The following is a 17,639-nucleotide window of genomic DNA, read 5'->3' as shown; positions in this document are numbered from 1 at the left end:
ACATTGTGTTTCAAAGTGAAATTTGGAATTTTGTGTTTTACTTTCAATCATGGGATTTATCCTATATAGAATTTATTTCAAGTGATGTTTACTTAAACGTTGCGATATTAAATTAAAAACCCATATGCTTTCATTTCAACAGGCTATCATGATAAAGTCTATCTTTATGATTTTAGCTTGTTTTTATGATATTCTGATTTACTTTGTCTATTTCTTGCCCTCGACGCGTTAGCGAAGAATTGTCGCTAAAGCTTACCTCCATCATTTAAGGTCGTAACTATTCATAGTTATGATGCTTTTGGGCGGGGCAATGAGGATGCCACTTTAAAAAAATGAGCAAACTGTGCTATCCTGCAATGTCTTCAACAGTCGGTTGTCTGGGTTGGTTTAGAGGGCGTTTAGACCCACGTAATTATAGTTCAGTGGGGGTGCTCTCGACTTAATTTGGAGCATTGTAGTAGCGCTGTGAAGCACTAGTTGGTACGAAATTACGAGTGAGTGAGCTGTCAGATGAGAGTAATTGAGACAAAGATTGTCGGTGTCAAGGTCATTGAGCCCAAGGTTTTCGGCGATCAGCGTGGTTTCTTTTTTGAGACCTTCCAAAAGCAGCGTTATCAAGAGTTGCTTGGCATCCAGCATGATTTTGTTCAGGATAACTACTCCCGTTCAGTTCGTGGTGTGCTTCGTGGGTTACATTTTCAGACTACCCGCCCCCAGGGTAAGCTGGTCTATGCCTTGAGAGGAGAAGTGTATGATGTTGTGGTTGATATTAGACCTGACTCTCCCTCTTTCAAAAAATGGGTAGGGGTTCATCTATCCGAGGATAATAAGAAACAGCTTTGGATCCCGCCGGGGCTTGCTCACGGTTTTCTGGTGCTAAGTGATGAGGTTGATTTTGCTTATAAATGCACGGACTATTACGATCCGAAAAATGAACATTGCCTAAGTTGGGATGATCCTGAGCTGGCGATTGAATGGCCAATTGAGCATCCTCTGCTTTCTGAGAAGGATCTTAAAGGTAAATTATTCAGTGAGCTTTTCTAAATGCGTATACTGGTAACCGGTGGAAATGGTCAGCTAGGGTGTTGCTTGGCTGATGCTTTACCGACCAATTGGCAGATTATCAGGCTTGACCGGCAGCAGCTAGATGTCAGCAACTGGTCGTCAGTTAAAGCTACCATTTCAGCGTTAAAAGTGGATTTCATCGTTAACGCTGCAGCCTATACTTTAGTGGACAAGGCTGAGCAAGAAATCGCAGCAGCTGAGGCTGCTAATATTACTGGGCCAGCAAATTTGGCTGCTGCCGCCAAACTCAATGGTATACCAATAATTCATATCTCCACAGACTATGTTTTCAGTGGACTGGGGGGGGAGACTTCTCTTTGTGAAAATGCACCTACGGGGCCATTAAACATCTATGGCCGGACCAAGTTGTTCGGTGAACAGGCTGTGTTGAAAGCCTGTGCTCAAGCTGTGGTTATTCGGACTTCTTGGTTGTTTAGTGAGCATGGTAATTCGTTTGTACATACTATGTTAAAACTGGGTTTAGAGCGTGAATCACTTTCTATTATTCATGATCAATTTGGTCGCCCGACTTATGCGGGTGATCTGGCTCAATGCATTTTTACACTTATCCAACAGGGTATTACTGAATCCAACGTGTACCATTTTTGCGGTGATCGTCGCGTTTCATGGTTTGAATTTGCAACACACATATTTGCTCAAGCCAAGGTGGTAGATAAACGGTATAGTTCATTGGAATTATTGCGTATTAATAGCGAACAATATAAATGTTTGGCTGAAAGACCTAAAAATGCGGTTCTCAACTGTGAAAAAATATATCATGAACGGGGTATATGTAACAGTGATTGGAAAAATGCTCTTAGCAGAGTAGTACCGCTTATTATATCTCAGATGAATAATTAATATGAAAACTCTATTAAAGAACACAGGTTTGATTTTTAATCTGACAAGACGAGATGTAGAAAGCCGTTATCGTGGTACCACATTGGGACTTGTATGGTCGCTATTAAACCCAGTAATAATGCTTTCGATTTATAGTTTCATCTTTGGTTTTGTTTTCAAGGCTAAGTGGGGTATTGCGACCACTGAAAATTATACACTTATCATGTTTACTGGTTTACTAACACACGGTTTTATCGCCGAGTGTATTGGTAAAGCGACGACGATTTATGTTTACAATGTTAGCTATGTCAAGAAAGTGCTATTTCCCTTGGAATCGCTATGCTGGGTCACTGTTTTTGGTGCATTATTCCAATTTCTAATGGGATGTATCGTTTACGCTGTATTCTGCGTTGTTTTACATCAACCAGTCAGCTTGATGGCTCTTCTGGTGCCTGTGGTTATTCTCCCCTTAATTTTATTATCATACAGTATTTCCTTATTCTTATCGTCGCTAGGTGTCTATGTCCGTGACATGGGGCAAATTGTGGCCGTGTTCATCGCCCTAATGTTGTTTATGTCACCCATTTTCTATCCGATCACGGCCGTTCCCGAAGAGTATCGTATGCTGATTTATATCAATCCATTAACCTTTATTGTTGAATCGTTACGTGATGTCGTCCTTTACGGAAAGTTATTCAGCCTGGAGGGATATGCAATGTATTGGGGGATCAGTATTGTGTTATATTTATTGGCAATGGCTTGGTTTAAAAAAGTAAAAAGAGGATTTGCTGATGTCCTCTAATATAGTTATTTCTGCGCAAAATTTGCGTAAGGTTTATCAGATTTACTCAAGCCCAATGCAACGTTTAGGTGCGCTTTTGGGTATGCCTAGCGCTAAGGGGAAAGAGTTTGTTGCGCTGGAATCGATAAACCTCGAAATCAAAAAAGGTGAGACTGTTGGGATCATTGGTGTCAACGGTTCAGGTAAGTCTACATTATTGCAAATGATTTGTGGAACACTCTCGCCGACCAGTGGTTCTGTATATACTAAAGGTCGCATTGCGCCATTATTGGAGCTTGGGGCAGGGTTTAATCCTGAATTTACAGGAAGAGAAAATGTCTACCTTAATGCTTCGCTATTAGGCCTTACCCGTAAAGAAATTACCGAGCGTTTCGACAAAATAGCCGGTTTTGCTGATATTGGTGAGTTTCTGGAGCGTCCGGTAAAAACTTATTCCAGTGGTATGTTTGCGCGTTTGGCATTTGCGACAGCTATTCATGTGGATCCTGAAATTTTGATCGTCGATGAAATTCTTGCTGTGGGTGACTCTCGCTTTCAGCGTAAATGTGTGAAAAAGTTCAACGAAATCAGGAATGATGGCTGCACGATCCTGTTTGTTTCACATGATGATTATCAGGTTCGCAACATTTGTAATAGCGCTTTATATCTTGAGAAAGGGGTTCAGCGTTATTTCGGCAATGCCGATGTTGCAGTCCAGCATTATCTGTCCGATATGCAAAAGAGCGCGTTGGAAAATCAGGAAAGTGAAAGTAAAGCGATTGAAAATGAAATTAACAGTCGTTTAATTAAAATAACTAATGTTGCTCTTACCGATCTGGTCGGTGAGTCCGTCACTGAATTGACCAGCGGCGACAATGTCAAATTATCTTTTGACTACCAATATGAAGGTGAGGCGGGGGAGTTTGATGGGTTGACCTTCGTCTTTAATCTCTATCGCAAGGATGGAGTCTACATCTGCGGGACGACAACGGCAATGCGCGGTTTAGAGGCGTTTCCGTTGAGTCGTGAAGGGCGTGTAAGCATTGATTTCCCTGCTTTAAAACTGTTGTCTGGTATTTATAATTGGCGTGTTGCGGTTAACGATCAGGACGGTATTCAAATTATTAACGAAGCCGTGCCAGTTTGTGAGTTTTCTGTTGCCGATAACTTTAGCGCCGTTGGAATTTACGATATAGAGCATAGCTGGTCTGTGGTAGCCAAGGGGTAAATATGGAGCGGATTGAAAACGATCTTCTTAAACTGCGTTTCTTGCAAGAGGAACACCACCAACGCTATCAGTACGTTGCGAGCTTTTCAAAGGGCGTCGTGGTTGATTGTGCCTGCGGTATTGGTTATTCGGCTCCTATATTGCTGACTAATCCCGCAGTTACGACCTATATGGGTCTGGATGTAGATCAGGACGCCGTTGAGTATGCGCAACAGCAAAATCAGAACAAGGATAGAGCCAGTTTTGAGTATGGCTCTATCCTCGCGTTGCCATTCGATGATCATAGTATTGATACGTTTATTTCGTTAGAAACACTCGAGCATCTTGAGAAACCTGAATTGGCGATCGCGGAAGTCAAACGCGTGCTCAAATCTGACGGCGTATTTATTTGTTCAGTACCCACAAAAGATTATGAGAATTTCTGCGTCAGTTTGTATGGGCCTAACCCATACCATCTCCATGCTTTCTCATTAGATGCCTTACAAAAGCTACTGCAGACTCAGTTCGAACATGTCAACATCTCGGTTATAGCACAAGAGTTGGTGTCGATTGTGCATACGCTCGACGACGAAAAAACTCCACTAAACGTATACACGCCCGAAGATAAAAATGTAATGAATGGCTCGTTTATTGCGGTTTCTTCAAATGCTCATGCTGTCAAGAATCGCTCCACTTTGTTTACCGGGATGAGTCGCATAGAATACGATCAAGAATTAGTGCTTCCGTTGCGTCAAAGCTTGGCATTTGCTGAGAATCTTGCGAATCAACGTTGGCAGTTGTTACTCGAGGCTGAACAGAGAATCAATGATGTAACCTGTTATAAGGAACAAGCCGAGCGTATTTCTGAAGAAAGAATGCAGGCATTCCAAAAAACAGAAAACTTGCTTCGTGAACGCGATCGAAACTTGGCCGATGCAGTAGTACTTATTCAGACGCTTAGAGAGCAGTTGGAAAAAACCTCTAAGCAAGAACCGAACCCATAATTTAGCGAATGGACTGCCTCTAAAATGATTGTCACGATTGCCGATAACATTGACACCATTCTGGTCGATTTTTTTGACACAGTAGTTGAGCGTACTTGCCATCCAGAAGTTGTGAAACGTAAATGGATCGCTGCTCTTATAGACTCATACCGCGTTCGCCTTTCTGTCGAAGAGTTGTATGCCTTGCGTTTAAGGATAGAGGCAGGACTGTGCGTCAGTAGCCAAACACAGGGGGATGATGCTGAGTTTTGTTACGATGACATGTCGCTGGCGCTGTACTATGAACTGCAACGTGGCCAAATTGTCGCTCAACTTCCCGAGTTGGAGTTGTTCATTTCCTACTGTCGCGATCTGGAGTTAGCCCTTGAACTTTCGGTACAACAACCGATTGTGGCGACGCTGGATATGCTGCGTTCAGAAAAAGCGAAAGGCAAGAAGATATATTTGGTGTCGGACTTTTATCTGGATAAGCAATCAATTATCCATTTTGCTACTCATCATGGGTTTGCTGATATTTTTGATAGCTTCTTCGTTTCCAGCGAGAATAAACGCACGAAGAAAGAGGGGCGAGCCTATGACGTGGTTATCGCAAAATTAGGATTGGACGTCAAAAGAACTATTATGCTGGGTGATAATGCGCACAGTGATATTGTCATGTCCAAGGCTAGGGGCCTTTTTGCTCATCATTTACCGGTGGATCAGCATCGATATGATGCCAGTTTACAAGCCGATCGAGAACGTAACCGAATTGAGAAAAAAATCAATCAGGTAATAGCCGAAGATAAATTCAGCTTTAACTGGGTAAGTTGCGCTATTTATTTGTTCACCCGCCGCCTTTATTGGGCTTTGGTGACCAAAAAAGCAAAAAACGTTTACTTTTTCGCTCGTGAGGGAGAGTTTCTGCAAAAAGCCTTTGATAAATATCAGGCGACATTGCCAGCGGACTTCGCTCGCATCAACACTCATTATATGTACGTTTCAAGAAGGGCAACCTACCTGCCATCTTTGGGGCCGCTAGGTAGCAGTGCGTTCAATAAACTGCTTTATCAATATGGCTCATGCAGTCTGTCTGCATTCTTGAAAAGTATTAATCTCGATGAGTATGTCTCTGATCTTAAAAAACGCTTCCCGCAGGTAAACTTCGAAGAGCAGCATCTGAATATTGCTGCATTACCAGGCTTTATCGCGTTGATGGAGGACGAAGAGTTCAAATCCATTTACGATCGTGAACGTAATGAGCAAAATACTTACCTCAATGAGTATTGCAATGTATTGATGGCTGAAAAACGTGATGAGTCAGTACACGTAGTTGATGTGGGTTGGAAGGGGAGTATTCAGGATAACTTGGCGAAAGTAACTCAACGCCATGTGGTTGGCTACTATTTCGGTATCCTGGATGGAGCTGAATGCCATAAGAATAATATCAAAGAAGGCCTGTTGTTTGACCAACAATGGGGGCAGCGCGTCGGAGATGATATGTTCAACGAGTTCCGGGCCGGCTTTGAGGTCTTTATGGGAGCTTCGCATGGTAGCCTGAAACGATACGGTGACAGCGTTGAGAATTTTGTTTTTGATCATAATGAAGCAGAAATTGCACTTTATCATGAGCAAATAGCCCCTTTCCAGCAACGTGCTTTGCACCAGTTTAGCGAATTTGCCAAGCTTGAACGCATCTATTCGGTTTCTGACCATGAGATCGGTAAAGCTGTCAAAAAAGCTTACTTCCGCGGCGTAATGCTACCTAGCCGGCATGAACGGGAGAAATTTGCTTCGATCAAACATTACGAAAACTTTGGGGTATTCAATTTTAGTTCCTTTGGTCAAAATAAACGTTCCGCCCTGTCCTATTTTAAACGCATGGCGAAAAACCCAAGGCATACTATTGGTTCCGCTTGGTGGAAGCCTTTGGATTTCCACGCTAATGGCGTCGGGTATTTAAAATATCCTTATCTTCTGATAAAAAAAATAAAGTCTAAGGGATCAAAATAATGAGTAAAGTTGCTTTTTTGCTGTGGAGTCCGGATATCAGCGGTGGTACCAACGTCATTTTTGAGCATGCAACGCGTATGCTGCAAAATGGTGAAGATATCACGATTATCACTGATGACAAGCCAAACGAGAAGCGATTGGGATGGTTCCCGGGCGCAGAAAAACTGACGTGGATGAACTATGCTGAGGCCGCAGAACAGCAGTTTGATCTGGTTATTGCTACCTGGTGGCGCACCGTTTTTTATCTCAATAAAGTTAAAGCAAAGAAATATGCTTTCTTTGTTCAATCTATCGAGTCACGCTTCTATCCGGAAGATGAAGTCACTCTGCGTACTTTGGTCGATTTGACTTATACCTTGCAAGTCAACTTTATTACGGAAGCTACCTGGATTAAGGATCACCTTAAACAGCATTTTGATCAGGATGCAATCCTGGTTCGTAACGGAATCAGCAAGACTTACTTTAATAATGAGCTCCAACCTAAAAGTCCGAGAGTTGACGGTAAGCTACGTGTACTGGTGGAAGGGCCTCTTAACGTCAGCTTCAAGAATACCGAGCTTGCGGTAGATCTTTGCAAACAGTCGCGAGCAGATGAAGTATGGTTCGTAACGTCGACAGAGATCGGTGCTTTTCCTAATGTTGATCGCTTGTTTAGCCGAGTACCTATTTCGGAAATTGGCAGCATTTACGCTTCTTGTGATGTCCTGGTTAAGCTTTCGACGGTCGAAGGTATGTTTGGCCCGCCTTTAGAGATCTACCATACTGGTGGAACTTCCATCAGTTATGACGTGACTGGCTATGATGAATACATTGAGCATGGCACCAATGGATTGGTTTCATTCAGCCGTCAGAATCATGAAATTATTGAGTTTATTAATCGCCTTAAAGACGATCCTAACGAGTTGGCCAAACTCAAAAGCAACGCGCTGACAACAGCCCGTAACTGGCCCGACTGGGAGACCAGTTCCAAAGAGTTCAATCTGGCCTGCCAACAGATTATCGCAGTGGGTTCTGATACCTCAGTGACTTTGCTCCAGGCTCAGACCGATCGTTTCTGGTTGTTCTATGAGGAGTCTTTGCGTCAGCCTAAGCAGGGTGTTCAGGTTACAGCATCGCTAAACAGCCGGTATGCGCATTTCCGCCAACGGGTTATCAACAAGTTATATCGTGATTATCCGGCTATCTTCTCACTGCTACGGAAAATTAAGTGGACGGTAAAATCTTATCTTCCGGGAGCAAGATGAGTGTTTAATTACGAGGTTGTGGTCTGTACATACAACGGTGAGCGCTATGTTCTCGAGCAACTAGCTTCTATTGTAAGCCAAACTATTCCTCCGCAGAGGATCATCATTAGTGATGATGGTTCTACGGATAATACGCTGCCGTTAATTGCTCGTTTTGCAGCAACAACGCCAGTACCTTTAGATGTCCGCCCTCGCACGGTAGGCCCAAAAGGGCCTGCGCATAATTTTTTGCATGCATTGTCTCTCTCTAGCGCCCCCTATGTGTTCCTGAGCGATCAGGATGATGTCTGGATGGCGGACAAGATCGAGCATTATTTACGCGCAGTTAACGATGTTTCCGACGACTCTCAGCCATTGTTGGTTTTTTCCGATGCTGAGTTGGTTGACAGTGAGCTAAAGCCGCTACATTCTTCTTTTTTGCAAAATGAGCGCCTTGACCCGGCGCAACAACTGGCTTTTTCACGTATAACCTTTCAGAACTGCATCCAGGGTGCGACGGTGATGGTTAACCGAGTTTTGCTTGAGAAACTTAAACCAGCCAATCATATGATGATGCATGATTGGTGGTTGGGAATGATTGCAGCAGCTTTTGGCCAACTGGTGTTCATTCCTAAACCGTTAATTAAATACCGCCAACATGAGAGCAACGTAGTGGGTAGTAGCGGTTATGGTGGCAAGCGAATTTTGTCCAAGTTCGCACAATTGCCAGCCGTTGCTCGCCAGAATAGATTGGTTATCGATCAGGCAGCCAATTTTTATGAAATTTACGGTGATAGCCTGAAAAAAGAGGATAAGAATTTCCTTGGGGAGATGTTAAAATCTCAGCGCTTTGTGCTTTGGCAGTTTTTCTTGTTCAGATTTTCGATCACAAGAACTACCATCACGAGAACTATCTCCTTGTATTTCTTATATTAGAGCTTTTATGTCCACAATTTCAGCAGTACCATCCCGATGCTTCATTTCGGTTATATCGCACGGTCATGCCGACATGATTATTGAAGGCGGATGCTTAAAACTGCTGGCTGCACACAACTGCACTGTCGTTTTGAAAGATAATAAGCCACAACGCAAGCTGCAGGAGTACTGTGCAGAATTTGGCATTCATTACATTGTTGATCGCCCTATGGGGTTTGGTGCCAACAACAACTACATTTTCACCTGGTGTCAGCAAAAGCTGGGTATGAAAGATGAAGATCATTTTATGGTATTAAACCCGGATGTTTTCATCGAACCTTCCGTGGTGTCTGCATTATTGTTGCACGTAGTTCAGCACAAATACCCGTTGGTGGCGATAAATCTATATAATGATCAAGACTTTACTTTGTACGATAAAGGCATCCGTCGTTTCCCCACAGTGAGCAGTTTTGCTATCTCGTTCTTATTGCAGAAAAACAATTCTATCTATAACAAAAGTCAAATCACGCAAGACACCGAGGTCGAGTGGGCCGCAGGCTCTTTCTTGCTATTCAGCGTGCGGTGTTTTCGCGAACTGGGTGGATTTGATACGCAATACCATATGTATTGTGAGGATCTTGATATCTGTTGGCGGGCTCGACGAGAGTTCTGTATCAAAGTGGTCTATCTACCGCAGTTTAAAGCATTGCATCTTGCCCAAATGCGCAGCCGATCATTTTTTTCACGGCACTTTATCTGGCATGCAACAAGTGCCCTGCGTTTTTGTTTGAAACAGGCATTAAACAGATAGCTTCGCGTTTCAGTCATTGGCTAAGTAGTGGCGGTAATCTTGAAGGATCTACTTATCGCACCAATCACTACCCACGCGGCTCAATCCTGAGTTAACATGTGTGCCACATCACAAAACCTGTTGGCCACCGTTGTTAACAGGGTCATCCTCAGACAGGAGTTCTTCAATGTCCAAGCAACAAATCGGCGTTGTCGGCATGGCGGTAATGGGCCGCAATCTGGCACTGAACATCGAAAGCCGTGGTTACACCGTTTCGATCTTTAACCGTTCAGGCGATAAAACTGATGAAGTTATTGCCGAGAATCCAGGTAAAAACCTGGTGCCGCACTACACCGTCGAAGAGTTCGTTGAATCGCTGGAAAAACCACGTCGCATCTTGCTGATGGTGAAAGCGGGTGAAGCGACTGACAAGACCATTGCTTCCCTGACTCCGCACCTGGATAAAGGTGACATTCTGATCGACGGTGGCAACACCTACTATCAGGACACCATCCGTCGTAACCGCGAACTGTCTGATCAAGGCTTCAACTTCATCGGTACCGGCGTTTCCGGTGGTGAAGAGGGCGCGCTGAAAGGGCCTTCAATCATGCCTGGCGGCCAGAAAGAAGCTTACGAGCTGGTGGCGCCAATCCTGGAGAAAATCGCTGCGGTAGCGGAAGGCGAGCCTTGCGTGACCTACATCGGTGCTGATGGCGCCGGTCACTATGTGAAGATGGTGCACAACGGCATCGAATACGGTGACATGCAGCTGATCGCAGAAGCCTATTCCCTGTTGAAGCAGGCGCTGAACCTGAGCAATGAAGAGCTGGCTGACACCTTTGCCGAGTGGAACAAAGGCGAACTGAACAGCTACCTGATCGACATCACCAAAGATATCTTCACCAAGAAAGATGAAGAAGGTAAATACCTGGTTGATGTGATCCTGGACGAAGCTGCCAACAAAGGCACCGGCAAATGGACCAGCCAGAGCTCTCTGGATCTGGGCGAACCGCTGTCATTGATCACCGAATCGGTGTTTGCGCGTTACCTGTCCTCACTGAAAGACCAGCGCGTTGCCGCATCTAAAGTGTTGACCGGTCCTAAAGTGACGCCAGTCAGCGGTGACAAAGCCGAATTCGTCGAGAAAGTGCGCCGCGCGCTGTACCTGGGCAAAATCGTTTCTTATGCGCAGGGTTTCTCTCAGTTGAAAGCGGCTTCCAAAGAAAACAACTGGGATCTGCACTACGGCGACATTGCCAAGATCTTCCGCGCCGGCTGCATCATCCGTGCACAGTTCCTGCAGAAAATCACCGACGCTTATGCGCAGGACGCGGATATCGCTAACCTGTTGCTGGCACCTTACTTCAAGCAGATTGCTGACGAATATCAGCAGGCGCTGCGTGACGTGGTGTCCTATGCGGTGCAAAACGGCATCCCTACGCCGACCTTCTCTGCGGCTATCTCTTACTACGACAGCTACCGCTCAGCGGTTCTGCCTGCCAACCTGATCCAGGCGCAGCGTGACTACTTCGGTGCTCACACCTACAAACGTATCGATAAAGAAGGCGTGTTCCATACCGAATGGATGGAATAATCCCAACGTTTGAAGCATAAAAAAAGCCGCCGAGGTTAACGCCCGGCGGCTTTTTTATTGCCTGCAAAACAGGCTTACTTTTGATGACGTTCGCGCAGCCGACCAATCACCTTACTCAAATCCAGATCCTGATCCTGCAGCAACACCAGCAGGTGATAAATCAGATCGGAGGCTTCGTTGGTCAGCTCTTCGCGATCGTTCACCGTCGCGGCCAATGCGGTTTCCACGCCTTCTTCACCGACTTTCTGTGCGATGCGCTTGGTGCCGCTGGCGTACAGGCTGGCGGTGTAAGAGCTGTCGGGGCTGGCGTTTTTGCGTTCCGCCAGCAGTTGCTCCAACTGATACAGAAAACCCCAGTCGCTGGCGGCCGGGTGGAAGCAACTGGTATTGCCCAGATGGCAGGTCGGGCCGATAGGGTTGGCTAAAATCAACAGGGTATCGTTGTCGCAGTCCGGGGTGATGTTGACCACGTTAAGGAAGTGGCCAGAGCTTTCGCCCTTGGTCCAAAGGCGCTGCTTGGTACGGGAGAAGAAGGTGACCTTGCCGCTTTGCTCGGTAGCGGCCAGCGCTTCCTGGTTCATGTAGCCGAGCATCAGCACTTCGCCGGAGACGGCATGCTGGACAATCGCCGGCAGCAGGTGGTCAGTTTTTTCCCAGTCGAGCTGGTTTCTTTGTTGTTCTGTTAACACAGGCGGATCTCCACACCTTGGGTGGCAAGGAACTTTTTCAGTTCGCCGATATTGATGATTTGCTTGTGGAACACCGACGCGGCCAGGGCGCCGTCAACGTCCGCATCGCGGAATGCTTCCAGAAAATGTTCCATGGTGCCCGCGCCGCCGGAGGCGATCAAGGGCACTTTGCACACCTCACGAACCTTTCGCAGCTGTTCCAAATCGTAACCGTTGCGTACGCCATCCTGGTTCATCATGTTCAACACAATCTCGCCGGCACCGCGTTTTTGCACTTCTTTAACCCAATCCAACGTTTCCCATTGGGTGACGCGGGTGCGGCTTTCGTCGCCGGTGTATTGGTTAACGTGATACTTGCCGGTTGAGGCTTCGAACCAGGTATCAATACCCACCACGATGCACTGCACGCCAAAGCGATCGGCCAGACGGCTGATCAGATCAGGGTCGGCCAGCGCCGGAGAGTTGATGGAAATCTTGTCGGCGCCGAAAGAGAGGATCTGGCTGGCGTCTTCCGGGCTTTTGATCCCGCCGGCGACGCAGAAGGGGATATCAATCACCTCCGCCACCCGTGATACCCAGCTTTTGTCCACCACACGGCCATCGCTTGAGGCGGTGATATCATAGAACACCAGTTCGTCCGCGCCTTCCTGCGCATAACGTTGCGCCAGCGGCACGATGTCACCGATGATTTCATGGTTGCGGAACTGCACGCCTTTCACTACTTGCCCGTCTTTGACATCCAGGCACGGGATTATCCGTTTTGCCAGCATGCGATTGCCTCCTCAACGCTAAACTTACCTTCCAGCAGGGCTCGCCCCACAATCACACCGTCAACGCCGCTGCCACGCAACTGGGCGATATCCTCCAGGCTGCCGATACCGCCGGACGCCTGGAAGGCGATCTGCGGATAGCGCTGGCTGATCTCCTGGTACAGCGCCACGTTGGAACCGGCCAGCGTGCCATCGCGGGAAATATCGGTGCACAGCACGTGCTTCAGGCCGTAGGGCAGGAACTGCTCTATCACCTGTTCCAGGGTGGCGTCCGAATTCTCTTGCCATCCGCTGATCGCCACGCGCTTGGTGCCGTCGGCGCCGATACGCACGTCCAGCGCCAGCACCATGGCCTCTGCGCCATAGCGTTCGAACCAACCTTGTACCAATTGCGGTTGTTTCACCGCCGTAGAGCCGATGACCACGCGGGTCGCTCCGGCTTCCAGCAGGGCAGAAACGTCTTGTTCATTGCGAATACCACCGCCAACCTGTACCGGCACGTTCACCCCGGCGAGTAGCTTACGCAGCAACGGGATCTGGCGTGCTGCCGGATCTTTGGCCCCGGTCAGATCGACCAGATGCAATACCTGCGCGCCCTGTTGTTGATAGTCCTGCAGGCGTGAGCGCGGATCGTTACCGTAGTCGCGCTGTTGGCCGTAATCACCCTGATGCAAACGCACCACGTTGCCGTCGATCAAATCCAAAGCTGGAATAATCATGCTGCCTACATCTCCAGAAAGTTTTTCAACAGTTGCGCACCGGCTGCTCCAGAACGTTCTGGATGAAACTGCACGCCGAAGAAGTTGTCTTTTTGCACGGCTGCGGTGAAGGGCTCGCCGTAGTTCGCCTGGGCGATGGTGCTTGGGCATATCGGCATCGCATAGCTGTGAACGAAGTAGAAGTAGGCACCGTCTTCGATGCCGCGGAACAGATGGTGACCGGCCTGTGCCGACACCTGATTCCAGCCCATGTGCGGCAGCGGCAGACCGAAGTCGGTCATCTGGGTGACCGGGGTCTCGATAATACCCAGCGTGTCGATACCGCCGTTCTCTTCGCTGCTTTTTGCCAGCAACTGCATGCCGAGGCAAATGCCCAGCACCGGCTGAGTACAGGCTTTGATCAAATCGATCAACTCGCGTTGCTTCAACTGATCCATGGCCGCCTGCGCTGTGCCGACGCCCGGCAGGAAAAGCTTATCGGCGCGTAACACGATCTCCGGGTCACGGCTCACCTCAGGCTGGTAACCCAATCGCTGCACCGCGTAGGTGACGGAAGAGAGGTTGGCGCAGCCGGTGTCCAAAATCACCACGTTCATCACAACACTCCTTTCGAGCTCGGGAGGGTGTTGCCCTCAACGCGGATCGCCTGGCGCAGCGTGCGGCCAAACACCTTGAACAGGCTTTCGACGCGGTGATGGTCGTTTTTGCCCTTGGTTTTCAGGTGAAGCGTGCAACCCATGGTGTAAGACAGCGAGCGGAAGAAGTGCTCGACCATTTCGGTGCTCAGATCGCCGACGCGCTGATAGTTGAACTCCGCCTTGTATTCCAGGTGCGGACGGCCGGAGATATCCAGCGCGCAGCGCGCCAGGCACTCGTCCATTGGCAGCACAAAGCCGAAGCGCGCGATGCCGCGTTTGTCGCCCAACGCCTTGTTCAGGGCTTCGCCCAGCGCCAGACCGGTGTCTTCTACCGTGTGGTGATCGTCGATATAGAGATCGCCCTTCACGTTGATGTCCATGCGGAAGCCGCCGTGGGTGGCGATCTGATCCAGCATGTGATCGAAGAAACCCACGCCGGTTTTGATCTTGCTGCCGCCTTCGCGATCCAGCCAGACGTTAACGTCAATCTGGGTTTCTTTGGTGGCGCGGTTAACCTGCGCATGACGATCGCGCTGGGTCAGTTGGCGGGTGATTTCTTTCCAGCCCATGGTATCGCGCTGATAGCGTAACCCCTGAATGCCCATGTTCTCTGCCAGTTGAACGTCGGTGGGACGATCGCCGATCACGTAGCTGTGAGCGGTATCCATCACGCCGGGCTCCAGATAGCCTTTGACCAGTGCGGTCTTGGGTTTGCGGCAGTCGCAGTTGTCCGCCGGCAGGTGCGGGCAGATCAGGATATCTTCAAAGTGAATGCCCTGTGAGCTGAGGATCTGCATCATCAGGCCGTGCGGCGGATCGAAGGTTTCCTGCGGGAAACTGGCGGTGCCCAGGCCATCCTGATTGGTGATCATCACCAGTTGGTAACCTGCCTGCTGCAATTCAAGCAGGCAAGGGATGACGTCCGGCTCCAGCGCCAGCTTGTCCAGGCGATCAACCTGGAAGTCTTCCGGGGGTTCAGCAATCAGCGTGCCGTCACGGTCAATAAAGAGGAATTTCTGGCTCACATTGGCTCCTGGCGAGTCTCGGTTGCACCGGGCAGGGCAGACAGCGCGTCAACCACGCGCTGACATTCGTCACGGGTGCCGATGGTGATGCGCAGGCAGCCGGACAACCCAGGTTGTTTATTTTGGTCTCGTAAGATAATGCCCTGATCCCATAAGGTTTTAAACACATTACTGGAAGCAGTGAAACGAGCCAGCAGGTAATTGCTGTCGCTGGTGAAAACCTGCTCAACGCAGGCGCAATTTTGCAGCGCCTGCTGCAGCCAACTGCGGTTGGCGGCAATCTCGGTAACGCGCTGACGCATCACGCGGATCCCCTCGGTGCTGAGCGCCTGAGCCGCGATATCGGCGACCGGGGTAGAGAGCGGATAGGGGGCTATCACCTTCAGCAGCAGGGCGATCAAGTCTTCGTTACCCAGGGTAAAGCCACAACGCAGGCCGGCCAGCGCGAAGGCTTTTGACAGGGTGCGCAGGACTGCCAGGTGTGGATAATCGCTCAACCAGGCGGCCACGCTGGCCTGCGGGCAGAATTCGATATAGGCCTCGTCAACCGCGACGATCGCCTTGCCTTTGGCCATCTCCAGCAGGGCGCGCAGATCGTTGGGATCGATCAGGTTGCCGGTTGGGTTGTTTGGGCTGCAGACGTAGATCAGTTTCACGTTATCCAGGCTGTCGGCAATGGCCGGCAGATCCAACTGCCAGTCCCGTTTGGCCGCCACGGTGCGACGCTCCACGCCAAAGGTTTCAGCGCTGACGGCGTACATGCCGTAAGTCGGTGGACAGAACAGAATGGCGTCTTTGCCCGGTTCACAGAAGGCGCGGATCAGCAGCTCGATGCCTTCGTCGGCTCCACGGCTGACCAGCACCTGTTCCTTTTTAACCCCGGCGTAATCGGCGTAGCGCTCGATCACCCGCGCCGGCTGGCACTCCGGATAGCGGTTAAAGGTTTGAGCGGTCAATTGGAATTCCGGAGCGATCGGGTATTCGTTGGCGTTCAGCCACACATCGCCATTGCCCCCCAGACGGCGAGCCGATTGATAAGGGGTCAGCTCGCGAACGTTGGCGCGCGCCAGGTCTTCAATGCTCATGCTTGCTCCTTAAGCGCGGCAACGCGCAGGGTGACGGCGTTTTTGTGGGCAATCAACTGCTCGGCGGCGGCCAGGGTTTCAATGGTGGCGGCCAGGCTCATAAAGCCTTGCGGCGTCAGTTCCTGCACCGTCATGCGTTTTTGGAAATCCGCCAGGCCCAGGCTGGAACAGGTCGCGGTATAACCGTAGGTCGGCAATACGTGGTTGGTGCCGGACGCATAGTCACCGGCGGACTCTGGCGACCAGTCACCGAGAAACACCGAACCGGCGCTGGTGATGCTGTCGACCAGGGCGCGGGCATCACGGGTCTGAATGATCAGGTGTTCCGGACCATACTGATTGCTGATAGCCACGCATTCGGCCAAGTCTTTGGCGACGATCAGCCGGCTGCTGGCCAGCGCCTGACGAGCGGTTTCGGCTCGAGGCAGTTGCGCCAGTTGCTGCTCTACCGCTTCGGCGACCGCCTGTGCCATACCGGCGTCCGGCGTCAGCAGGATCACCTGCGAGTCAGGGCCGTGCTCCGCCTGCGACAACAAATCAGAAGCAACAAACGCCGGTGTCGCACCGGCATCGGCAATCACCAATACCTCTGAAGGGCCTGCCGGCATATCGATCGCTGCACCGTCCAGCCGTTGGCTGATCTGGCGCTTGGCTTCGGTGACAAAGGCATTGCCAGGCCCGAAGATCTTCGCCACGCGCGGCACGGAATCGGTGCCGAACGCCATAGCGGCAATGGCCTGTGCGCCCCCGACCTGAAACACTTCCTTTACCCCGCACAGCTGCGCGGCATAGAGAATTTCATCGGCAATTGGCGGCGGTGAACACAGCACCACGCGGCGGCAACCGGCGATACGCGCCGGCGTTGCCAGCATCAGCACGGTAGAAAACAGCGGCGCGGAGCCACCGGGAATATACAGCCCGACCGAATCGATCGGGCGGGTGACCTGTTGGCAACGCACGCCCGGCTGGGTTTCCACATCCACCGGCGGCAGCTGTTGCGCATTGTGGAAGGTTTCCACATTGGCTACGGCCACGGCCATGGCCTGTTTGATCTCATCACCCAGACGAGCGCTGGCGGCGGCGATCTGGTCGGCGGTGACGCGCAGCGCGCTAACTTCGGTTTTATCAAACTTGGCGCTGTAATCGCGCAGCGCTTGGTCACCGTTGGCCTTCACGTTGTCGAGGATCTCGCTCACCGTGCGGGTGATACTGTCCGAGGCGGAGATCGCCGGGCGCATCAACAGTGCTGCGCGCTGCTCGGCGCTGCAGCTTGCCCAATTGACCGGAGTATTGAAAGTCGACATG

At 49.7% G+C, this 17,639-nt stretch carries 17 protein-coding genes; 10 read left to right on the top strand and 7 right to left on the bottom strand.

Features of this window, described 5'->3' with window-relative positions; all coding sequences use genetic code 11:
• Positions 1-510: 510 nt before the first annotated feature.
• The 10 genes from rfbC (at position 511) to gndA (ending at position 11,408) form a co-directional block, all read left to right on the top strand.
• Positions 511-1,044: a dTDP-4-dehydrorhamnose 3,5-epimerase gene (rfbC, locus tag H5P17_RS04990; RefSeq protein ID WP_182821619.1), complete on the top strand. Its 534-nt coding sequence runs from the start codon at positions 511-513 to the stop codon at positions 1,042-1,044.
• Positions 1,045-1,926 carry a dTDP-4-dehydrorhamnose reductase gene (rfbD, locus tag H5P17_RS04985; RefSeq protein ID WP_182821617.1) on the top strand — a complete coding sequence of 294 codons (882 nt, stop codon included), beginning with the start codon at positions 1,045-1,047 and terminating at the stop codon, positions 1,924-1,926.
• Position 1,927: 1 nt separating this feature from the next.
• Positions 1,928-2,707 carry an ABC transporter permease gene (locus H5P17_RS04980; protein WP_182821615.1) on the top strand — a complete coding sequence of 260 codons (780 nt, stop codon included), beginning with the start codon at positions 1,928-1,930 and terminating at the stop codon, positions 2,705-2,707.
• Complete coding sequence (locus tag H5P17_RS04975; protein WP_182821613.1) at positions 2,697-3,914, top strand: ABC transporter ATP-binding protein; 1,218 nt, start codon at positions 2,697-2,699, stop codon at positions 3,912-3,914. Before H5P17_RS04980 ends, H5P17_RS04975 begins: the two co-directional genes overlap by 11 nt.
• Before the next feature lie 2 nt (positions 3,915-3,916).
• Positions 3,917-4,897 (top strand): class I SAM-dependent methyltransferase, encoded by a 981-nt coding sequence (locus H5P17_RS04970; RefSeq protein WP_182821611.1) that lies wholly within the window; start codon positions 3,917-3,919, stop codon positions 4,895-4,897.
• A 24-nt stretch (positions 4,898-4,921) separates the two neighbouring features.
• Positions 4,922-6,886, top strand: coding sequence for an HAD-IA family hydrolase (locus tag H5P17_RS04965; RefSeq protein ID WP_182821609.1), 1,965 nt, complete (start codon positions 4,922-4,924; stop codon positions 6,884-6,886).
• Positions 6,886-8,130: a glycosyltransferase family 4 protein gene (locus H5P17_RS04960; RefSeq protein WP_182821607.1), complete on the top strand. Its 1,245-nt coding sequence runs from the start codon at positions 6,886-6,888 to the stop codon at positions 8,128-8,130. Before H5P17_RS04965 ends, H5P17_RS04960 begins: the two co-directional genes overlap by 1 nt.
• Entirely contained in the window at positions 8,131-9,045 is a 915-nt protein-coding gene (locus H5P17_RS04955) for a glycosyltransferase family 2 protein (RefSeq protein ID WP_182821605.1), read from the top strand.
• Between the two features lie 73 nt (positions 9,046-9,118).
• Positions 9,119-9,835, top strand: a complete 717-nt coding sequence (locus tag H5P17_RS04950; protein WP_182821603.1) for a glycosyltransferase — start codon at positions 9,119-9,121, stop codon at positions 9,833-9,835.
• Positions 9,836-10,001: 166 nt separating this feature from the next.
• A complete protein-coding gene (gene gndA, locus H5P17_RS04945; protein WP_020826040.1) occupies positions 10,002-11,408 on the top strand; it encodes an NADP-dependent phosphogluconate dehydrogenase in 1,407 nt (468 codons plus the stop codon).
• Positions 11,409-11,482: 74 nt separating this feature from the next.
• Here gndA and hisIE read toward each other — a convergent pair whose 3' ends face one another.
• From hisIE to hisD, 7 genes are read right to left on the bottom strand one after another with little or no spacing between them, the layout of a single operon-like run.
• A complete protein-coding gene (hisIE, locus tag H5P17_RS04940; RefSeq protein ID WP_182821601.1) occupies positions 11,483-12,097 on the bottom strand; it encodes a bifunctional phosphoribosyl-AMP cyclohydrolase/phosphoribosyl-ATP diphosphatase HisIE in 615 nt (204 codons plus the stop codon).
• Positions 12,091-12,867 carry an imidazole glycerol phosphate synthase subunit HisF gene (gene hisF, locus H5P17_RS04935; RefSeq protein ID WP_044549393.1) on the bottom strand — a complete coding sequence of 259 codons (777 nt, stop codon included), beginning with the start codon at positions 12,865-12,867 and terminating at the stop codon, positions 12,091-12,093. The genes hisIE and hisF overlap by 7 nt, the downstream gene beginning before the upstream one ends.
• Positions 12,849-13,586 carry a 1-(5-phosphoribosyl)-5-[(5-phosphoribosylamino)methylideneamino]imidazole-4-carboxamide isomerase gene (gene hisA, locus H5P17_RS04930; RefSeq protein WP_182821599.1) on the bottom strand — a complete coding sequence of 246 codons (738 nt, stop codon included), beginning with the start codon at positions 13,584-13,586 and terminating at the stop codon, positions 12,849-12,851. The genes hisF and hisA overlap by 19 nt, the downstream gene beginning before the upstream one ends.
• 5 nt (positions 13,587-13,591) lie before the next feature.
• The gene (hisH, locus tag H5P17_RS04925) at positions 13,592-14,182 is read right to left on the bottom strand and encodes an imidazole glycerol phosphate synthase subunit HisH (protein WP_044549398.1); all 591 of its coding nucleotides are present in this window, start codon (positions 14,180-14,182) and stop codon (positions 13,592-13,594) included.
• Positions 14,182-15,249 (bottom strand): bifunctional histidinol-phosphatase/imidazoleglycerol-phosphate dehydratase HisB, encoded by a 1,068-nt coding sequence (hisB, locus tag H5P17_RS04920; RefSeq protein WP_182821597.1) that lies wholly within the window; start codon positions 15,247-15,249, stop codon positions 14,182-14,184. Before hisB ends, hisH begins: the two co-directional genes overlap by 1 nt.
• Positions 15,246-16,334, bottom strand: coding sequence for a histidinol-phosphate transaminase (gene hisC / locus H5P17_RS04915; RefSeq protein ID WP_182821595.1), 1,089 nt, complete (start codon positions 16,332-16,334; stop codon positions 15,246-15,248). Before hisC ends, hisB begins: the two co-directional genes overlap by 4 nt.
• A complete protein-coding gene (gene hisD / locus H5P17_RS04910; RefSeq protein ID WP_182821593.1) occupies positions 16,331-17,638 on the bottom strand; it encodes a histidinol dehydrogenase in 1,308 nt (435 codons plus the stop codon). Before hisD ends, hisC begins: the two co-directional genes overlap by 4 nt.
• Position 17,639 lies beyond the last annotated feature (1 nt).

Source organism: Serratia sp. OS31 (assembly GCF_014164835.1).
In the GTDB taxonomy this organism is placed as follows: Bacteria; Pseudomonadota; Gammaproteobacteria; order Enterobacterales; family Enterobacteriaceae; genus Serratia; species Serratia liquefaciens_A.
This window is presented reverse-complemented; position numbering and strand designations above follow the sequence as displayed.